This window comes from Neobacillus sp. NPDC093182, assembly GCF_044754045.1.
Genome location: NZ_JBIVOI010000006.1, coordinates 78,382 through 97,314, shown reverse-complemented (window position 1 = coordinate 97,314; position 18,933 = coordinate 78,382). Strand labels below are relative to the sequence as shown.

Genomic DNA, 18,933 nt, shown 5'->3' with positions numbered 1-18,933 from the left:
CGAAGGTGAATTCTGAAAAAAATTTAATTATGCTACATTTTTTCCGGTGTCAGGTTTTAGTTGCGCTTTACTACGATCCATCACATATTTGATAACAAATATGGCTGCGATCATTAAATAGGCAAAGAAAAATTCTACAGAAGCACCTTTAGCAAATGCGACTGTTGGAGAGTGGATAAATCCAATGATGGACAATACGGCTGCTATTGCTGCTGCGGCAGCACCACGCAACGGTTTATCGTTGATAGCAAAAATCGCTATACATCCCCATAACAAACTGGCAATCGGAGCACCATTTCCTAAATGAGACAATCCTTCATAATAAACCCCTTTACTTGCAAGCTTATCAATTCCAACAGTGCCCGCGGCAGTTCCAGCAGCACCGAGTACATTATTAGCAAGAGTTAGAGCCCAGTTTGCAATCCATGGGAATAATGCAATGAAGATAACCGGTACTTCAATTTTAGGAGTCTCACGAACAACTTGGTTGGCCGTTACAACTCCTATATAAACAAGGATAGGAGCGATGGCATAGACCGGGATGACCGCTAACAAAAATGCACCAATACCGAAAAGTGAAAGAATTAACATCGATATACCCGTTGCTACTGTATAGCCAATACCAGCGCCCATTGATTTCCATCCTGGGTGTCCAACATATACAGTTACCGGATATGGATTCCCAAATGCTGCACCAACACATGAAGCAAGACCATTTGTTAACATAACTTGTCTTGTTTGATATTCATCCCCTGCAGTATGGGCACTTTCAATATTCTCCAAGTCAAACACATAGTTAGAAAGACCTAGTGGTATAGCTGACGCCAAATATGGAAGGGCATGTGGCAATCCTTGCATAAAACCATCAATATTTAATGATGGAGGATTGAATCCAAAGGATGATAGGGATTGTGAAATTGCACCAGGCTCCATTAAACCTAAAGCCCAGGCAATGCCTGTACCTACTGCAAGCAATAAAAAACCTGTTGGAATTTTCGCAAAGATCGGCGATTTACCAAACCAGTTAATAAAAATGATGATTAATACTGCAAAAGCGATCATCGGTGCTTCAAAGGCTTGTAACATCGGATTCATGGCTAATAACAAAAGCCCAAGACCAGATAAACAAGATAATAATACTGTTCTAGGAATGACTCTTCTGATCGTATCACCCAATAGTGATCCCACTACTAGGATCATTGCTTCTACGAAACACCATACTAGTGCAATCCCAATGGCAAATTCATAATCTTTTGTTTGAGTATAGACTGGCAATATAACTAAAAAAGTTACCGTGAATATGGACGGTGCACTTGGTCCCGAAGGCAATGCTGTTACATCAGATCTACCCGTTTTTTTAGCTAATCGGTAGGCAAAATAGCCATAAGCACAACTTGCGATAAATATCCCCATACCAAAAGCTGGAGCAATTTTCCCATAAACGACTGCTGATGGAATACCCACGACGAAAATTAATAATGACATCATGGTTAAAAGATTGGTTAAGTTATTGGCGAGTAAGCCGAAATAAGCAGCCAAGTCCCCTTTTTTCCAAAATTTAATTGTTTGATCCATTCCGTTTCACCTCTAAATATGAATAGTTTGTTGGATGTGAAAAAATTTACAGCATTATTTCATACTCTTCTACTAAATTTGCCTCCTTTTGTTTTGTAGCAGAGAATTTTGTTTTTCTCTGGAGATTTTTATAAATCTAAAAGAGCAATCATAACATTTGGTAACCCCTTACATCTTTCATTTTAGTCGGTTAACCTTCCTAGGTCATTGGCTACCAAAACCAAAAAGAAAGGCATTCATTTAGGCAGGTTATACAATAATCTTTGTACAAAATATGTCCTAGATATTAGAGTAGAAAAACTTTAAAATAGGAGATATCATTCTTAGACAGGTCGTGTAAATAAAAGTGAAGAAAACAGTTATTTATAAAGAGGATATAAATTTCTCAATTAAAGCAGATTTTTATGGGACTGCACAAGAACATGCTCCTGTCATCATCTACATTCATGGTGGCGGGTTAGTTTGGGGAACAAGAGAAGAAATAAGTGAAGAAATGATCAAACTTTACACCGACAATGGATTCGCACTATTTTCAATTGACTATAGGCTTGCTCCTGCGACAAAACTGCCGGAAATTCTTAAGGATATTGAGGATGCAATTCTTTGGCTTCAATTAGAAGGACCAAAACTATTTTTAATAGACTCAAAGAAAATTGCAGTAGTAGGAAGTTCTGCTGGTGGTTTTTTAGCCCTAGCTGCTGGAACTTTTACTCATAAGCCTCGTGCAATTGTTTCATTTTATGGATACGGAGATCTTGTTGGAAACTGGGCTGCAAGTCCAAGTAAGTATTATTGTCAAAAGGATACCGTTTCTAAAGAAGTCGCATACAAACTTATCACAGATCGAATTATTACCGAGGCATCAGTAGATGAACGGTTTCTATTTTATGTTTATGCGAGACAAAATGGAGTTTGGATCGAAGAAATTACAGGTGTAAATCCTTTATACAATAAAGAAGCTATCTATCAATTTTGTCCGAATCGTAAAGTTACAAAGGAATTTCCACCAACTTTATTATTACACGGTACTAAAGATACGGATGTTCCATACGAACAGTCAGTATTTATGAGAGCTGCCATTATTAAACAATCGGTTGAAGCAAGACTTATTACAATTCCCAATGGAGAGCATGTATTTGATAAAAACTTCCAAGATCCAATTGTTCAAAATGCACTAAAACAAGTCATTGATTTTTTAAAAAACCACCTGAGTTAAGTAAAAAGCCCAGCATTTTTTCCTCCATGCTGGACTTTTTTTATTTATATTATTGAATGTTTTCACTTAAAGCCTGCAACGCTTTTTCAAAGGCTTCGACTGGTGGATAGGTAATTCCTGCACCTATCATTCCGATTCCTGCCTCTTTATGAGCTATTGCAGTATTAATAACCGGCATAATACCTGTTTGAACAACCTTACGAACATCAATTCCTGTTGGAATGCCCATAAAATCAAGTAGTGGAATAGTCACGTTAGGATTCTCAGTTGTGGTAATTTCCTTCATTTTAGTGGTATAACCAATAGCTTCCTCTGGTGTTCCACCAACTAATGCAACGATTGCTGGAGCTGTTGCCATTGCAAATCCACCGAAACCATATGTTTCTGTAATTGCGCTGTCCCCGATGTCAAGTCCAGAATCCTCTGGCTTGTAACCTGCAAACATTGGACCAATAACTTTTTGTGCAGGACCAGTAAACCATGTGTTTCCAGGCATTCCGCTAACACGGATACCGAATTCAACACCATTTCGTGCCATAGTTGTAACGACTGTACTGTTTTCAATGCCATGTGCAGCATCTAGTGCACATTTCGCCATTGCCATCCACGTAGGACCAGAGAAGTAATCACTGCTCGCAACGAAATCAAATACTTCTTTCTTCTGTGCGATTGTATAATCAGTTTGTAAAATATACGGAGTTAAAGCTTGAATTAATAATGTTGTACCCGCAACATTTCGGTTATGACACTCGTCTCCCATATGAAGCGCTTGCGCAAGCATTAAACGTAAGTCAATTCCATTAGGGTTTAGTTTCATTGCATCACGTAAAATAGGGCCGAAAACATCGCGCATCCAAATTAAACGATCAATAACACTTTGATCATTAGCTCCCATTCTAAGAATTTTTGCTAATTGTTCACTTAAGTTTGTATAAGCAATATTGCCATATGTTTTGTTTTCAACAATATGCATAAACATTGATGCCGATGTAACACCTGCCATTGAACCTACACAGTTGTGTTCATGACATGGTGAAAAAGTGATTTCACCTGATGCCGCCAGTTCAGCTGCTTCTTCTACATCCTTAGCTAATCCTTCAAATACAATTGCACCTGTAACTGCGCCTTTCATTGGACCATTCATTTTATCCCAACTAATTGGAGGTCCTGCATGGAGAATCGTCGTTTTTGTCATACCAGGTACGCAATTAATCGCTTGATCATATCCAATTAAAACTGGTTGAGAATTAATAATTCTTTCGACTGCTAATCTATTAGCTGCTTCGATTTTTCCCAAGATTTCTGGACTCTCAAACTTGTCAAGTGCAGCAATTAATGCTGGGTTTCCTCTACCAGGCGGTGTCCAATCTAAATGAATGACTTCAGCACCTTGTTGTAATAAATCATCTTTAAAGGACTCAATTCCTACGTTAATAACATGTGGTTTACTTTTAAATAAATCGCTAATTCGACTCATGCCTATTCTCCCTTCACAACAAATTCTCTAGCCAGTAACCCAGCATTTTGCATGCTGCTCGCATGTGTTACTTCTGCAGCTAATAATTTATTAATTTGCTCTTCATAATTTTGCGGATCTAATTCTGTTCCAAGAACATATCCAATTATCTCTAAATGTCTACCTTCTTGTTCCGCTTGTTGTTTCGCTTCAATGATTGCTGGAAGGAAAGCTCCAACTGGATCTTCATGTGCTCCATAACCTATAACAAAGTCCATTACGATAGCACCTACAGATGGATCTTTTGCCTCCTGAATAAATCTTTCAAGACGTGTAGATGGATCAATCATTGGGTGTGGCTTTCCTTGTGTGTATTCGTCATCACCAAAATCGATAAATGTGTGCTCTTGGCTTGTATATCGGTCTTTTAAACGATACTCTGGATTTGGTTGAATATTGCTGTAGACATTATCAAATTTCTCCATTGCTGCATGCATAGCTTCATCTGCCAGTGTTCCGCCGCTGAAAAGTCCACGAACATATTTCTGTTCAGGAGTTAACTTTGTCCGAACTTCTTCAATAAGTGGAATGTTTAATGCACGTTTGTTTAACTTGCTTTCGTCTGCCCCAGCTAATAGTACCGCTTTAAGAGCTGCTTCTTTAGACATTTTCGCAAAATGTGCGCCAGCTGCAGTTATTTTTTCTTCATTCCCGCCAACAAACCAAACGACAACTGGTTTTTTACAGGTTTTAATTTTCGCTAATACTTTTTCTTCCACACTAGGTGCAGGTGGCTTGGAAATAACGACAATGACTTTTGTCTCTTCATCGTCTTCAAGTGCCTGAATGCCATCAAGCATCATGATTCCGCCAACTTCTTCTTTTAAATCTCTACCGCCTGTTCCAATCAATTGAGAGATACCGAAACCAAATTCGTGAATTCGGACGCTTACTTCTTGGCTCCCCGTTCCTGATGCACCAACAATACCGATATTCCCTTTTCTTACCGCATTTGCGAAGCAAAGGGCTGTATTGCCTATAATTGCCGTTCCACAGTCCGGCCCCATCATTAATAAGCCCTTTTCATGAGCTAATTTCTTTAATTCAATTTCATCCTCGATGTCAACATTGTCACTAAACATCATGACATGCAAATCATTTTCAAGTGCCTTTCTCGCTTCTCTAGCTGCATAAGCACCATTCACTGCAATAATAGCTAAATTTGCTTCCGCGTTATTTCCTGCTGCAGCAGAAAGAGTAGAATATTTAATATCACTTTTCCCTTTTTTGCCTGAATCCTTTTTAGTAAATAAATCATTAATTTTCTCGAAAGCGATTTCGCAAAATTCGTCAGTTGACGCTTTTACAACAATAATTAAATCACTTGCTCCTGCTAACTCTACTTCAGGTGTCATTAATCCGACATTTTTCATTACCTCTTTATTCATTTCCGTACCCATTGCAATAATGGATTGTTCAACTTCTTCAATTTGATTCGCTTTAGTGGAAAGCGACATTAAAGATACTGAATCGAAATATGTGTTTGGCTTAATCAAAGCTTGTACTAACATACTTTTCCTCCTGCTCTAATATTGGACTCTATTCCGAAAACAATGCCTAAAGCTATATCTGTTCCGGATGAAGAACCTATGCTTAATAATTTATTTAAAGAGAGAAATAAGTCTTCTTCATCCTCAACAAATAAGTTGTTAAGTAATGAAATAATAGACTCTCTCACTTTACCAATAGCTGCTTTTTTCAAAGTCATATAACTTATATCATTTGTTAAGTTTTTTGCTTTCTTTAAAACCTCTTCACAAAATGATCGGTAAGGATAAAAAGGGCTGTTTTTCATATTAAAAACGGCAAATAATCCAGTTAAAAAATCATCCCCAGAAGGAGTTAACCCTGGTCCAAGACCTACAAGCGAAATCGCATGTGGCAAGGCAGATGAAATTCGATGATTTAATAATTCATTGAAAAGTAAAAGAGTTCTATTCTCAAGCATATTTGAGACTTCTGCTTCAAAAGCATTTTGGGTTATTACGTTTTTTTTCATTCCGCCGCCTACACCGTGGAAGTTAATATATTCCTTCATTTTCATTACATTTTGTTTCAGGATTTCTACATTATGTGTGTAGGATGGTAAAACACTTTCCCATATATTGACCTTATCAATTGAAATAGTGTGCTTATTCGCAATATACAAGAGATTATTCTCAACACGCACCCGGTCATCTACAACAATTTTCATGGACTTCATATTATCAACATCAATGATTAAAGTATTGGGGCCGTTATCAAGTTTGCTGCATGCAATGGTATATAAGTCGCCATTTTCAAAACATTTAATATTTAATGTCCGATTGAATGTACTATGCACAAAACCAGTGAATTTCGAGTTATTAAATTCCTTTATAAAATCTATATCACCAGAGATTGCATTTATCACGAATAACACCCCATAAATCTAGAATCCTGCAGTCAAATTAACTTTTGAGCAGATCGAACCTCCTTTTGAAAAAGAAAGTTTGTAAGCATTATCATAAAATTAGTACAGGTTTGGATTTAAATTAGTATGCACTACCCTTACAAAACACATCTTAGTCTACGGCAGCGCTGTACAATTTTAGATAACAAACTAAAATGCTTACATGTTTATTTTAGATATAATGCATAACACCGTCATCGTTTAACGAATCCAAAAAGCCATGCATTCAATTGTGCAAATCGTACAATGGATTGTGTTTAAATTATGTCTAAAGGATGGCACCAGGTGCTAATAAGCCATGTTTTGATTTCATAGCTTCACTTCCATAAAAAAGAAGATGTAAGAATTCTCCTACATCTCCTCTTAAATTATTTGGTTACTTTTGCTTATAGGTTGAAATTATATATGATTTTACGACATTTGGTTTAATTGACAGCATCGAGAGAGCCTGAAGCTAGAACGCCTTTATGCAGAACGGCAGCACGCTTAGGCAGACGGGCAACTGTTTCTGCAGAACAGCTTGCTGGAACTAGGACTACATTTGCTGCGTCTCCTACCTTCGGCCATATTTGCTTACCGGACTTATCTAAAGGTGTAATACCTCCAGTAGCCAGTGAAAGGGCACGGGACAGGGTGTGTTCGTGTTTCCAACCATAAAGCTGTGCAGCAAGATGAGCTTTCTGCAATGTATCTCCAATTCCGAATGGATCCCAATGATCTGTAATGCTGTCATTACCCAGCAGAACGTTAACCCCTTTCTTCTGAAGCAGTGGAATCGGCATAACACCCGTTCCAATTGGAACAGATGACGCAATCGATATTCCTAGAGAGGCGAGGCGGTTAGCCATTTCCTCATCAGCTCCAGTCGATAACGATGCTAGGGAGAATGCATGGCTGACTGTCACTTTTCCCTGCAGACCAGCTTGTTCGGTTAAATCTGCCAATAGTTTAATTGCTTTGATTCCAGTTTCTCCGCCTTCATGGAGATGAATATCGATTCCAGCTTTATGGTCGAACGCAATTTGGACCATCGCATTCAACGATTTTTCCATATTCCCGTCAACCAAGGTTGGATCTAGCCCGCCAACATGGGTAACACCAAGCTGCATCGCTTCCCGGATGAGTCCTTCTACATTTGAACGAAGCAATCCATGTTGAGGAAATGCAACGATTTCATGTGAAATTTTATCTGAGTAATTCGCTAATGCTTTTTTCAGGTTCTCAAGATTTTTTAACCCCACGACCTGATCGATGTTACAATGGCTTCGAACGTACGTTGAACCGTAACTTAGTATTAGCTCAATTAATTTCTCTGCACGCTCCTGAGCGGTTGGCAGCAGCTCCGGCAACAGTTTCTCCTCTAGGGCAATCATATCAAAAATACCATTTTTTCTCATATGGGCAGCCCTCCAAGGACCGCCATAATAAGTCTTATCCAAATGAATATGCATATCTCTAAAGGAAGGAAGTAATAGCATACCTTTGGCATCATAACAATCTAAATTTTTATTGTATGTAGCTTTAGTATCTAGTATCCTGTTAATCTTGCCATTGGTAATTTGGAGGTTTCGTAATACAGTTTCCGTCGCAACAATCAGACCATTTACGTACTTATAACCACTTTCTAAACATACATTCAGTAGCATATAGTGGCTATTTTCCCGTGGTTTTTTGGTATTTACTCTAGCCTCCGCATTCGCGACGGTCTCTTCTGGTAAAAATAAATCCATCGTGCCTGTGACGCCAAGAACTGCTGAGGCGCCTCCGATTTTTCCTGCATTACTAAGAAACTTTCTGCGTGAAAATCCTTCATTTCCCTTTACCAACTAAAATTCCTCCTCATGAAATCATTTATGATAAAAAGCAATTGACAACCCTTACAGAAATTCATTCTAGGTATATTTACCAATATTTACATGATATTTTTGAATCAAAAAAAATATTTTTCTTCCTAGACATTCCGTACTATAGTTTGTGAATGAGATGCATCAATACAGTTTGAAGTATCTAAAAATTAATTATTAATAGAGAAGCTGCCATACATACCATAGGCTCGTTTATTCTTAAAGTTTTAACAAATTTTTGTATAAAATAACTAACTGTTCTGAATTTTTTTTGGTTATTATATCCAATGACTTCTATAATTTCCCTCCTGAATTTGTCATATAGAGTCCCAAATTAAGCGCTTAAAAAACAGAAAGGGCGGGAAAAATAGGATTAGGTAAAAATACCTACATGATAAAATAAGAAAAGGGAAATAGGTTAGAATTTAACCTTTTTCCCTTTAGCTATACTTAACTTGAATTTACAAATATTTTCGATGAACGCCTTTTCCATCAAAAGAAAACAACATTCTTCGATCTTCAATCATCGTTTCAATGTGAACAGGTCTTCCCCATAATTGTTGGATATATGGTAATACTTTTTCAAGATATTTCACATCTAGTTCTACACCTTCATACCAATGCTTTAAATACAGTTCACCGTTCTTCAAATAGTCCCCATCATTGACAGTAATGTATGGGAATCCCCCATTAACACGCATATTAACCAACTGGTCACGTACATGTTCCCATTGTTTATCAACTATTTTGTAATCCCTTCCCTGTTTCTGAAAAAGATACATATCTTCTCTCATAACAAGGTCTTTATTTAAATAATTACGTAAAAACGAAATGTCTGATTCAACTTCGCGGACTTCAAACATCTTTTCCCGCCCAGAACCAGGTGTAACCCCTCTTCGAATCATATCTTCTGTTGGATTATTATATCGCTCCTCAATATCCTCAAATATTTTAATTCCTAGGTAGTATGGATTGATACCTGTTTTTGATGGCTGCACGACACCGGCATTTAATTTTGCAAACTCAATGGCTTCACCACTAGTTAAATCCATCTCTCTAATAATTCGTTGGTGCCAATAGGAAGCCCAGCCTTCATTCATGATCTTCGTTTCAAGCTGAGGCCAGAAATAAAGCATTTCTTCACGCATCATCGTTAATATATCCCGCTGCCAATCTGTCAGCTCTCTGCTATATGTTTCAATAAACAATAATAAATCCTTTTCAGGTCTAGGCGGAAATTGTTTTTTTCTAGGCTGAACCGGCTGCTTTTTGTCTTTATCGTCTAACTTCCATAAATCATCGTATGGAGTGGCTGTTTGTTGGATTTCTTCTTCGATATCATCTTCAAGTGACCAGGCAAGTTTAGGTCTCATTAGTGAAGGGTCAATATGTTCATCTATTGCCAGGACGGCATCCAGAAAAGTCTCAACTTCCTTTTTACCAAATTGAATTTCGTAACGGCGAATTCTCTCTGCTGTTGCGGCCATGCTTTCAACCATATCCCGCTTGGTATTTTGGAAACGGACATTATTCTTAAAGAAATCACAATGAGCAAGTACGTGAGCGACGATTAATTTGTTTTGGATGAGCGAATTGGAATCCAATAAGAAGGCATAACAAGGATTTGAATTGATAACAAGTTCATATATTTTACTTAGACCTAAATCATAATGAAGCTTCATCTTATGAAACTGCTTCCCAAAACTCCAGTGTGAAAATCTGGTAGGCATTCCATAGGCACCAAATGTGTAAATGATTTCTGCTGGGCAAATTTCATATCGCATTGGATAAAAATCTAAACCAAAGCCTCGTGCAATTTCGGTAATTTCACTAATTGCATATTCAAGAGCTTTGCGATCGTCCCCATTCATCGCCATTCCCCCTTTTCCTCTTACCACAATGTATGAAGAAAATCTGGGAATGATGAAACAAGATGTAAAAAACAACAAGTCTATCTCTTATTTTCGCTTGTTCAATTGCTTTGCTTCTTCTGCCAGAGTCAGTCCCACATATTTATTTCTTTCCCATTCCGTCTCAAAGACCGACAGCGGCGGGGATGTTTCTCCAACAAGCGGGCTGATTTCAATTGTCATAGCAGGGCGGCGATAGTGGGTGATAAACCAATCAGTAAACCCTCCTCCCGTTGCCTGTTTTGGCGGCTTAGCAAGCTTATATCCGGTCAATTTTGACACTTTTTTAGCTATCTGTTTATCACGATGAAGATGTTTACCATTATGATAATTCCAAAAAACCTCTTCGCCGGAGGAATGGTAGGCAACAGCAATCACAGGATTAATTTCGCGAATGAATTGTGTTAATACCTTTACTTCTTTAGCTTCTAGGGGTCTCCTGCCTTTATAAAATTGATAAGAAGGGGAATCAGGCTGATGATTTAACTCCTTCCATCCAGCAGGATATTGCCTGTTCAAATCCACCCCCAGCCCGTTTGCTTTCCACCTTTCAAAATTGTCTACCCCTTCATTCATGGATAACAGATGTTTTCGGTGAACATACGGGAATTTGTCCAGAGTATTTTGCTGAATCGTAACCCCGTCTGGATTGAGCATTGGGATAAACCAAATGGAAACATCGTTTAAAATCTTGGTTGAAAAGGTTCCAAAATCAGTTTGATTTTGATATGCTTTAGTGTACCCTTCCAGCTTCTTCATTAAAAGCATGCTGGTCATCCATTCACGCCCATGATGTGCCCCTATAAGAACGATACTTCGCTTTCCTTCTCCAAGTTTAATCCCATAGATCGTTCTTCCAAAATGGGTCTTTCCAATACCTTTTACTTCCACTTTCTTATAGGTATGATTGATTTTTGAAATATCCTGTTTCAGCATATCGTACGAATAAGGACAGGCCGTCTCGACAACCTTTGCCATTGGAGCCGTTTCAAATTGTAAAAATAAAAATATCAAAATTAGCAATAATTTCTTCATACGACCTCCTTATCAAAAACAAATCCAATACCTTACTTGTTATACAGGTAAAAGTTGAAAACACCGTTATATCGGTTTGTCCAACATTTTCTGTGAAAGTTATCTGCAAAATGTCATAAAATAAACTCAACTCCTAGTAAGGAGGAGACAATACAAATGAATAAAATGGATTATGATCGAGCTTTGTATTATACACATCGATCTGAATGGGATAATTTGCTGATACTCATGGTACGAACGAAAGACCAATTTTTATCAAAGCGGATAGAGCAATTCCTGCATGCCTATCACTTTGAACGTGACTATTCAGTTATTGAAAACAAGTTATATTCACTGCTTCGTTATATCGACCATGCTAACGAAACCGTTGAACCTGATAATGCGTTACCGATGTATAGTCTTTCCTGAAATAACAAGTGGATACTGTTGAGAAATATTTACCAAACCGGACCAAAGAATTCCACCAAAAAAACGGCTTCCTTCGGGGAAGCCGTTTTAATCGTTCATCTATTATGCAATTGGATATTGTTGTACAAGGGGATGAAGGACGATCTCATCAATAATCATATACTTAGGTGCTGAAGCCATATACACGACCGCATTTGCTATATCTTCAACTTTAAGCCAATCCTGTTTTTCTGGCAGTCCTTGCTTCGACTCAGCAAAATACGTGTCGACCATTCCTGGATTAATCGTGCCCACCCGGATACCATATTCACGTACTTCTTGTGCTACAGACCCAGAAAAACCTTGTACAGCATATTTTGTAGCTGTGTAGGCTGAACCGTTAGGAATACTATACCTGGCAACATCAGAAGCAATAGTAATAATCGTACCTGATCTCCGCTCTTTCATATGTGGAAGAACTGCTTTTGTAGCCAGGAACACACCTTGTACATTCACTTCAAAAACCTTTTTCCATTCTTCAAGTGTAACTTCCTCTGTTAATTTAAAGAATCCTATGCCTGCATTATTGACCAACATGTCTACGTGACCATATTCTTCAATGGTTTTTTTAACCACTTGCTGTAAGTCTTCTTCTTTTGAAACATCAGCTTGAATTGGAAGGATATGTGAAAATCCTTTTCGCTTTAGCTCATCTGCCGTTTCAGATATTTGCGCAGAACTGCCGATTATTGCCAATTTCATTCCCTGTTCAGCAAGTTTAAGCGCAATTTCTTTGCCGATTCCTCTTGAAGCACCGGTTACAATAGCAATTTGGTCCTTTAGCATACTTTTAACTTCCCTTCATGTTAACTCTAGATGTCATGATGAAATTTTAGTTCTCCGTTACCATTTTGACTTTTTCATCCACTAGTCCCATAAAATTCTTTTCAATCTCAAGTAACTTACTTCTGCTTTCCTCTAAGCTTGTACTATTTACACCAAAATAGAATTTTACTTTTGGTTCAGTGCCAGACGGTCTTAAGCAAACCCATGAGCCGTCTGTGAAGGTATATTTTAATACATTCGATTTTGGTAAATCGATTTTTTCATCACCATTTGAAGTTTGTCGAATACCTGTCAGGTAATCTTCCGACATGGAAAGGGTTAAGTCACCTAGCTGCTTAATTGGTTCGGACCGGAAAGAAGCTAAAATGCGCTGAATTTGTTCCGCACCTTCTTTACCCTTTAAGGTTAGCGATCTAAGACCTTCCTGATAATAACCATACTTTTCAAATACTTGCATTAAACCTTCATAAAGTGACATACCCTGTTTTTTATAATAGGCGCACACTTCTACGGCTAAAAGTGCCGCTTGAACCGCATCCTTATCACGGGCAAAATCCCCAATTAAATAGCCATAGCTTTCTTCATACCCAAATAAGAAAGTATGCTCTCCAGTGAACTCATACTCATTAATCTTTTCAGCAATAAATTTAAAGCCAGTAAGAACATCAATTGTTTCTAATTTGTAGTCTTGGGCGATTTTTCTGCCAATTTCTGATGTAACAATCGTTTTTAGCACTACTCCATTTGAAGGAAGCGTTCCTTTACTTTGCTTTTGTGAAAGAATGTAATCTAACAAAAGTGCTCCCGTTTGGTTCCCAGTTAATACAACATACTCACCTTCAGGGTTAAGAACAGCAATTCCTAATCGGTCAGCATCCGGATCTGTTGCGATTAACAGATCAGCACCCACTTTTTTACCATCCCTAATGGCTAGTTCAAATGCAGCATGTTCCTCTGGATTTGGACTTTTTACAGTTGAAAATTCCGGATCTGGTAATTCTTGTTCCTTCACAACCGTTACGTTTGTATAGCCCAACGCAGCCAATGCTTGTCTAACTGGTTTATTCGCTGTGCCATGTAAAGGTGTAAACACAATTTTTACATCTGTTTCATTTGAAATCGATGGATTTTCAGAAATCGTTTTTAATTTTTCTATATAAGCTTGGTCAATTTCTGCACCAATGGTGTTAATTAACCCAAGGGCTCTGAGATTTTCTTCAGTATCTACCTCTATTAACAATTCATTTTCAATTTCGTTTACCCTTGCAATTACCTCGTCCGCTGCATCTGGAGGCAGCTGACCGCCATCCGAACCATAGACTTTGTAGCCATTGTATTCTGGCGGGTTATGGCTAGCTGTAATCACAATTCCAGAAAAGGCGTTCAAATACCTTAAGGCAAATGATAACTCTGGCGTTGGTCTTAGTTCATCAAATACGTATGTTTTAATTCCTTTCGTTGCAAGTGTTCTTGCTGCCTCCATACAAAACTCTGGAGACTTATGTCGTGAATCATATGCAATTACTACACCTTTTTGTTTTGCTTCAAGCCCTTGTTCTTCTATGTATGCTGCTAATCCAGCAGAAGCCTTGCGTACCGTATATAGGTTCATTCGATTAGTTCCAACGCCAATCTCTCCACGCATTCCGCCAGTACCAAACTCAAGATTTTTATAAAAAACTTCCTCAAGTTGTTTTTCATCGTTCTTAATTACTTCAAGCTGCTGCCTCAACTCTTCATTCAAATTAGAATATTCTACCCATCTACTTGCATTTTCTTTCCAATCCATGACTAAATCCTCCCAGTTGTTTCATTTTCATATTGTTTGAATTTCCCAATAAACTTACACCTGCTTTTTATTTTATATTGTATCTCTGTTATTTCCTAGGGTAATTAGTAATTTTGTATAAAAAAAAATGCCTCTGCTAACGAGGCATTTCCCTAGATATTAAACCAGGAGTTCATTTGCTGCTTTGGTATAAATACTAAATACACTGTTTTTCATATTTTTTGCTTCAACAAATTGTTCAAACTCAAACGGAAAGAAAAGACCAAATTCTTGTAGGTTAGTAACATTTTTATTAAATAATGCTGCATATTGATCATCGAGAGTTGGAGACTCAAGTATTGAAATCACTGTTTGCATACTTGCCATAACTTGAAAGGCATCCTTTAATGTATTAAAGTCATCTGGAGTATGCAATACTTTTAATTGTTCAAACTCACTTATTTCCTTATCCGTAAAAAAGAGTGGAAAAACAGTTGAATAGATATACCTCACAAGTTCACAAATTTCTTCTTCCTGACCCGGTGTCGAGGCAAAAACAATTTTCACTTGTAACCCACCTTTGTGATAGCCATAATCTATCGTAATATATATACATAAGAATAGCATATTTGTGGATGAATGTTCGGTGGTAATTATAACCACGGTATATACTGGAGAAATCTCAAGATAAAAGGAGAAAAAATGCTAAAAACGACGCGTAAAGGCAATTGGATGGAAATGATTACACCAAAATATTGGGAAGGAAAAACCATTGAGGATATCTTTCGTAAGGAATGGGAGGTTCCTAAGAAGCTAACCCATCAAATCCGGATGGAACATAACGTTTTAGTTAATGGTGATAAAGCAAATTGGAATAATCCTCTAAAAAACGGGGATAAGGTCCTAATTAAACTATTTGAGGAAGCGGAACCTCCCATCTTACTTAACTGTTTCTATGATATACAGGTCCTATACGAAGACGACCATGTGATTGTTTTTAATAAACCACCTTTTATGAGTACACATCCGAATAATGAAAGTGATAAAAGTACACTGTTACATGCGGCACAATTTCATGTACAATCAAACGGTGAAAAAGTGTCGGTGCGTCATGTACACCGTCTAGACAAGGATACGACAGGTGCGATCCTGTTTGCAAAACACGCATTATCTGGTGCCATCTTAGACAGAATGCTTGAAAAACATGAAATAAAAAGAACCTATCTTGCAATCATCGACGGACATATAAAAAAGAAGAAAGGTACAATAAGGGAGCCAATCGGACGCGACCGGCACCACGCAACAAGAAGACGTGTTTCTCCCTCTGGACAAGCCGCTATTACACATTTTCAATTTATTAAAGAGGAAAAAGGTCATTCTTATGTCAAATGCTGGCTTGAAACCGGGAGAACGCACCAAATACGTGTTCATTTTAGCCATATAGGACATCCTTTATTGGGCGATACATTATATGGCGGGAAACCGCTTTTCAAGAGGCAGGCATTACACGCAGCAAAATTAGAGTTCACACACCCTATTACAGGTGAAAACGTTATTTGTTTTGCCCCGTTTATTGATCAGCCTCCTATCTTCAAAGGTATTGATATTTATAGTATCTAAGTCAATTCAAGAGGCCCCCTATATAGGAGGCCTCTCATGCTTTTTATTATTTTGCTCTTCTAAATGCCCTCATTACTAGGGATAATAGGAAAACCAAGGCAACAGATCCAATTATCGCAGGAATAATCGCAAAATCTGCTACATTTGGTCCCCAATCACCTAATAGTAAAGTACCAAGCCATGCACCAACAAACCCAGCAATTATATTACCAATAATACCACCTGGAACATCTCTACCAACAATGAGACCAGCTAGCCAACCAATAACGCCACCGACAATTAATGCCCATATGAAACTCATACTGAACACTCCTTTTTATGATCTCTCAATTTATAACACGGTTTGTTTACGAATTAATATTGCTTCCGTGTACGATTAAAGTACCCAATTAATTGATTTTCATGCAAAGGAAGATACCAGGCTCTATACAATACATATTACTATTTTGATCGGGAGACATTAAAAAATAAATAAAGCTGCTCCCACAATAGTTTTCTGAAAATTCTTTTGTTAAGTTTTTGTAAATTAGGTTAACTTTTTATGATTTTTTTGTCTATTTTCGGTAAAATGTTGTCCGTTAGTGTAAAAACTTTTTACATACTATTTAGGAGGATTCAAAAATGGCAAAAAAGGTTGATAAATTTTCCGCACTACTAAGTAATATTTCTTCTAACTTAAAGGAAGGCGCAAATTACTTTGCTGATTATAAATTAAAAAATATAAGTGATTTGAAAATCTTTTCAGAAAAGATGAAGGAAATTGAAACCAAGGGAGATTCCTTTGTTCATGAAGTAATCAAACAATTAAATGATGCATTTATCACTCCTATTGAACGTGAAGATATTCTTCATCTAGCAAACAGCATGGATGATGTCTTAGACGGCCTAGAAGCCACAGCTGCATTGTTTGAAATGTATTCCATTACCCAGGCAGATGATTTTATGCTTCAATTCGTTGACGCGATAAAAGCTAGTGTTCACGAAATCGATAAAGCAATTGAATTGTTAGCGAATAAGAAACTTCCTCAAATGAGAGAACATGCAATCAAAACAAAGGATTATGAATCAAAATGTGATAATATTCTTCGTCAGTCTATTAAGCATTTATTTACAGTAGAAAAAGATCCTATCAGAATTATTCAGTACAAGGAAATTTATGAAAATCTCGAGGATATTGCAGATAGCTGCCAGTCGGTTGCAAATACACTTGAAACCATCATCATGAAGAATGCATAAGGAGCAAACAAATGGAAATCTTAATTATTTTAGTTGTCATTGGTGCCCTTGCATTTGACTTTATTAATGGGTTCCATGATACGGCGAACTCGATCGCAACCTCAGTTTCTACAAAAGCACTAAGACCGAGGCAGGCTATACTCTTAGCAGCGATTATGAACTTTGTAGGGGCGATGACATTTACGGGTGTTGCTAAATCCATTTCTAAGGATATAGTTGACCCTTTTACGCTTGAAAATGGGTCAGTGGTTATTCTTGCAGCTCTTATTGCTGCTATTTTTTGGAACTTATTAACTTGGTATTACGGAATCCCAAGCAGTTCATCCCATGCAATCATTGGATCCATTGCCGGAGCAGCTTTAGCTTCTGCGGGTTTTGGTGCACTCAACTACACTGGTTTTTTGAAGATCCTTCAAGCACTTATTCTTTCACCTATCTTAGCTTTTGCGGTGGGTTACATTGTGTACAGTATTTTTAAAGTGGTGTTTAAGAATGCAAATTTAGCGAAGACGAACCGAAATTTTCGTTATATGCAAATAGCCACTGCAGCATTACAATCTTATTCACATGGAACGAATGACGCCCAAAAAGCAATGGGGATTATCACGATGGCTCTCATTGCCAACGGTTACCTAGGTGCGAATGCAGAGGTTCCATTTTGGGTACAATTCTCCTGTGCGCTGGCAATGGGATTAGGTACATCGGTCGGAGGCTGGAAAATTATTAAAACCGTTGGCGGTAAGATTATGAAAATCAGACCGATTAACGGGGTAGCTGCGGATATGACTGGTGCAGCTGTTATTTTCGGAGCTACTTTCTTACATGTACCCGTTAGTACAACACACGTTATTTCTTCCGGTATTCTTGGGGTTGGCGCCTCACACCGCTTAAAAGGAGTAAAATGGGATACGGCTCAAAGAATGTTGATCACCTGGGTTATTACGCTTCCGATTTCAGCAGGTATAGCAGCTATTTCGTATTTTATCTTAAATCTTTTCTTTTAGATTAAAATAATTAAAAGAGCAATTCAATTCACGTACAAATTGGATTGCTCTTTTATTTTTTATAAATCTTTACCTGTTTTGCCTTTATTTTCATTGAACAAAGCGACGATCACTTCAATGTTATTGTCAATAAAACTTAGCCGTTCTCTTGAAACCATTGTCCATTCATCTGAAAAATTAATGGCCGACAAAATGTGTCTGAAACTAAAGCTATATCGGTCGTGAAGCTGGGAGATGACATAGCTTACTCCAGCATGTTTTCCTTCTTTATTCAAAATATCTTGTATGTCACTTTTGAGCCAATCCGGAGCAACCTCAACCGTTCTTTCTAGCAATAATTCATATTCTTCTTGAAGCATCATATACCTCCTGTATTTCACAAAAAAGCTTATAATAAAAAACCAACTATTCCTATTATATCATAATTTAAGTATTCTCCTTATTCTCTGTCAGCATACAACATCTTTAAAACAGAACCGCTTTGTTTAATATCCTTTTTTTAGTTTCAACACTTCTAATTGGAATTCATTTTCATACTTTTTATG

At 37.5% G+C, this 18,933-nt stretch carries 17 protein-coding genes; 5 read left to right on the top strand and 12 right to left on the bottom strand.

Annotation, left to right across the window (positions count from 1 at the left end; translation table 11 throughout):
* Positions 1-27: 27 nt before the first annotated feature.
* Complete coding sequence (locus ACIQAA_RS12775; protein ID WP_402619761.1) at positions 28-1,575, bottom strand: xanthine permease; 1,548 nt, start codon at positions 1,573-1,575, stop codon at positions 28-30.
* Positions 1,576-1,921: 346 nt separating this feature from the next.
* On the opposite strand from ACIQAA_RS12775, the gene ACIQAA_RS12770 reads away from it, so the two are divergent.
* Positions 1,922-2,791 carry an alpha/beta hydrolase gene (locus tag ACIQAA_RS12770; protein WP_402619758.1) on the top strand — a complete coding sequence of 290 codons (870 nt, stop codon included), beginning with the start codon at positions 1,922-1,924 and terminating at the stop codon, positions 2,789-2,791.
* A 49-nt stretch (positions 2,792-2,840) separates the two neighbouring features.
* On the opposite strand, the gene ACIQAA_RS12765 is transcribed toward ACIQAA_RS12770, so the two are convergent.
* The 6 genes from ACIQAA_RS12765 to ACIQAA_RS12740 form a co-directional block, all read right to left on the bottom strand.
* Positions 2,841-4,268 carry a YlbE family protein gene (locus ACIQAA_RS12765; protein ID WP_402619755.1) on the bottom strand — a complete coding sequence of 476 codons (1,428 nt, stop codon included), beginning with the start codon at positions 4,266-4,268 and terminating at the stop codon, positions 2,841-2,843.
* A 2-nt stretch (positions 4,269-4,270) separates the two neighbouring features.
* Entirely contained in the window at positions 4,271-5,818 is a 1,548-nt protein-coding gene (gene fdrA / locus ACIQAA_RS12760; RefSeq protein ID WP_402619752.1) for an acyl-CoA synthetase FdrA, read from the bottom strand.
* Positions 5,812-6,699, bottom strand: coding sequence for an oxamate carbamoyltransferase subunit AllH family protein (locus ACIQAA_RS12755; protein WP_402619750.1), 888 nt, complete (start codon positions 6,697-6,699; stop codon positions 5,812-5,814). Before ACIQAA_RS12755 ends, fdrA begins: the two co-directional genes overlap by 7 nt.
* Positions 6,700-7,163: 464 nt before the next feature.
* Positions 7,164-8,564 (bottom strand): amidohydrolase, encoded by a 1,401-nt coding sequence (locus ACIQAA_RS12750; RefSeq protein WP_402619747.1) that lies wholly within the window; start codon positions 8,562-8,564, stop codon positions 7,164-7,166.
* Between the two features lie 479 nt (positions 8,565-9,043).
* Positions 9,044-10,453, bottom strand: coding sequence for a SpoVR family protein (locus ACIQAA_RS12745; protein ID WP_402619745.1), 1,410 nt, complete (start codon positions 10,451-10,453; stop codon positions 9,044-9,046).
* Positions 10,454-10,540: 87 nt separating this feature from the next.
* Positions 10,541-11,527 (bottom strand): M14 family zinc carboxypeptidase, encoded by a 987-nt coding sequence (locus tag ACIQAA_RS12740; RefSeq protein ID WP_402619742.1) that lies wholly within the window; start codon positions 11,525-11,527, stop codon positions 10,541-10,543.
* Between the two features lie 156 nt (positions 11,528-11,683).
* Here ACIQAA_RS12740 and ACIQAA_RS12735 point away from each other — a divergent pair, with 156 nt between their 5' ends.
* Positions 11,684-11,935: a YhdB family protein gene (locus tag ACIQAA_RS12735; protein ID WP_402619739.1), complete on the top strand. Its 252-nt coding sequence runs from the start codon at positions 11,684-11,686 to the stop codon at positions 11,933-11,935.
* Positions 11,936-12,037: 102 nt separating this feature from the next.
* Here the strand turns inward: ACIQAA_RS12735 and ACIQAA_RS12730 are convergent, their stop codons facing one another.
* The 3 genes from ACIQAA_RS12730 to ACIQAA_RS12720 all read right to left on the bottom strand — a co-directional run bounded on the left by ACIQAA_RS12730 (position 12,038) and on the right by ACIQAA_RS12720 (position 15,095).
* Positions 12,038-12,760 carry an SDR family oxidoreductase gene (locus ACIQAA_RS12730; protein WP_402619736.1) on the bottom strand — a complete coding sequence of 241 codons (723 nt, stop codon included), beginning with the start codon at positions 12,758-12,760 and terminating at the stop codon, positions 12,038-12,040.
* Positions 12,761-12,806: 46 nt separating this feature from the next.
* Entirely contained in the window at positions 12,807-14,549 is a 1,743-nt protein-coding gene (locus ACIQAA_RS12725) for a phospho-sugar mutase (protein ID WP_402619734.1), read from the bottom strand.
* A gap of 159 nt (positions 14,550-14,708) precedes the next feature.
* Positions 14,709-15,095 (bottom strand): YhcU family protein, encoded by a 387-nt coding sequence (locus tag ACIQAA_RS12720; protein ID WP_402619732.1) that lies wholly within the window; start codon positions 15,093-15,095, stop codon positions 14,709-14,711.
* A 135-nt stretch (positions 15,096-15,230) separates the two neighbouring features.
* Between ACIQAA_RS12720 and ACIQAA_RS12715 the strand changes: the two genes are divergently transcribed.
* Positions 15,231-16,148, top strand: a complete 918-nt coding sequence (locus ACIQAA_RS12715) for an RluA family pseudouridine synthase (RefSeq protein WP_402619729.1) — start codon at positions 15,231-15,233, stop codon at positions 16,146-16,148.
* Between the two features lie 46 nt (positions 16,149-16,194).
* Here ACIQAA_RS12715 and ACIQAA_RS12710 read toward each other — a convergent pair whose 3' ends face one another.
* Positions 16,195-16,449, bottom strand: a complete 255-nt coding sequence (locus ACIQAA_RS12710; RefSeq protein WP_402619726.1) for a GlsB/YeaQ/YmgE family stress response membrane protein — start codon at positions 16,447-16,449, stop codon at positions 16,195-16,197.
* Between the two features lie 320 nt (positions 16,450-16,769).
* Here ACIQAA_RS12710 and ACIQAA_RS12705 point away from each other — a divergent pair, with 320 nt between their 5' ends.
* Both ACIQAA_RS12705 and ACIQAA_RS12700 read left to right on the top strand, forming a co-directional pair.
* Entirely contained in the window at positions 16,770-17,384 is a 615-nt protein-coding gene (locus ACIQAA_RS12705; RefSeq protein ID WP_307196855.1) for a DUF47 domain-containing protein, read from the top strand.
* 11 nt (positions 17,385-17,395) lie between these two features.
* On the top strand, positions 17,396-18,388 hold the full coding sequence (locus tag ACIQAA_RS12700; RefSeq protein WP_402619723.1) for an inorganic phosphate transporter: 993 nt from the start codon (positions 17,396-17,398) through the stop codon (positions 18,386-18,388).
* A gap of 59 nt (positions 18,389-18,447) precedes the next feature.
* Here ACIQAA_RS12700 and ACIQAA_RS12695 read toward each other — a convergent pair whose 3' ends face one another.
* Positions 18,448-18,747: a hypothetical protein gene (locus ACIQAA_RS12695; protein WP_402619720.1), complete on the bottom strand. Its 300-nt coding sequence runs from the start codon at positions 18,745-18,747 to the stop codon at positions 18,448-18,450.
* Positions 18,748-18,933: the final 186 nt, after the last annotated feature.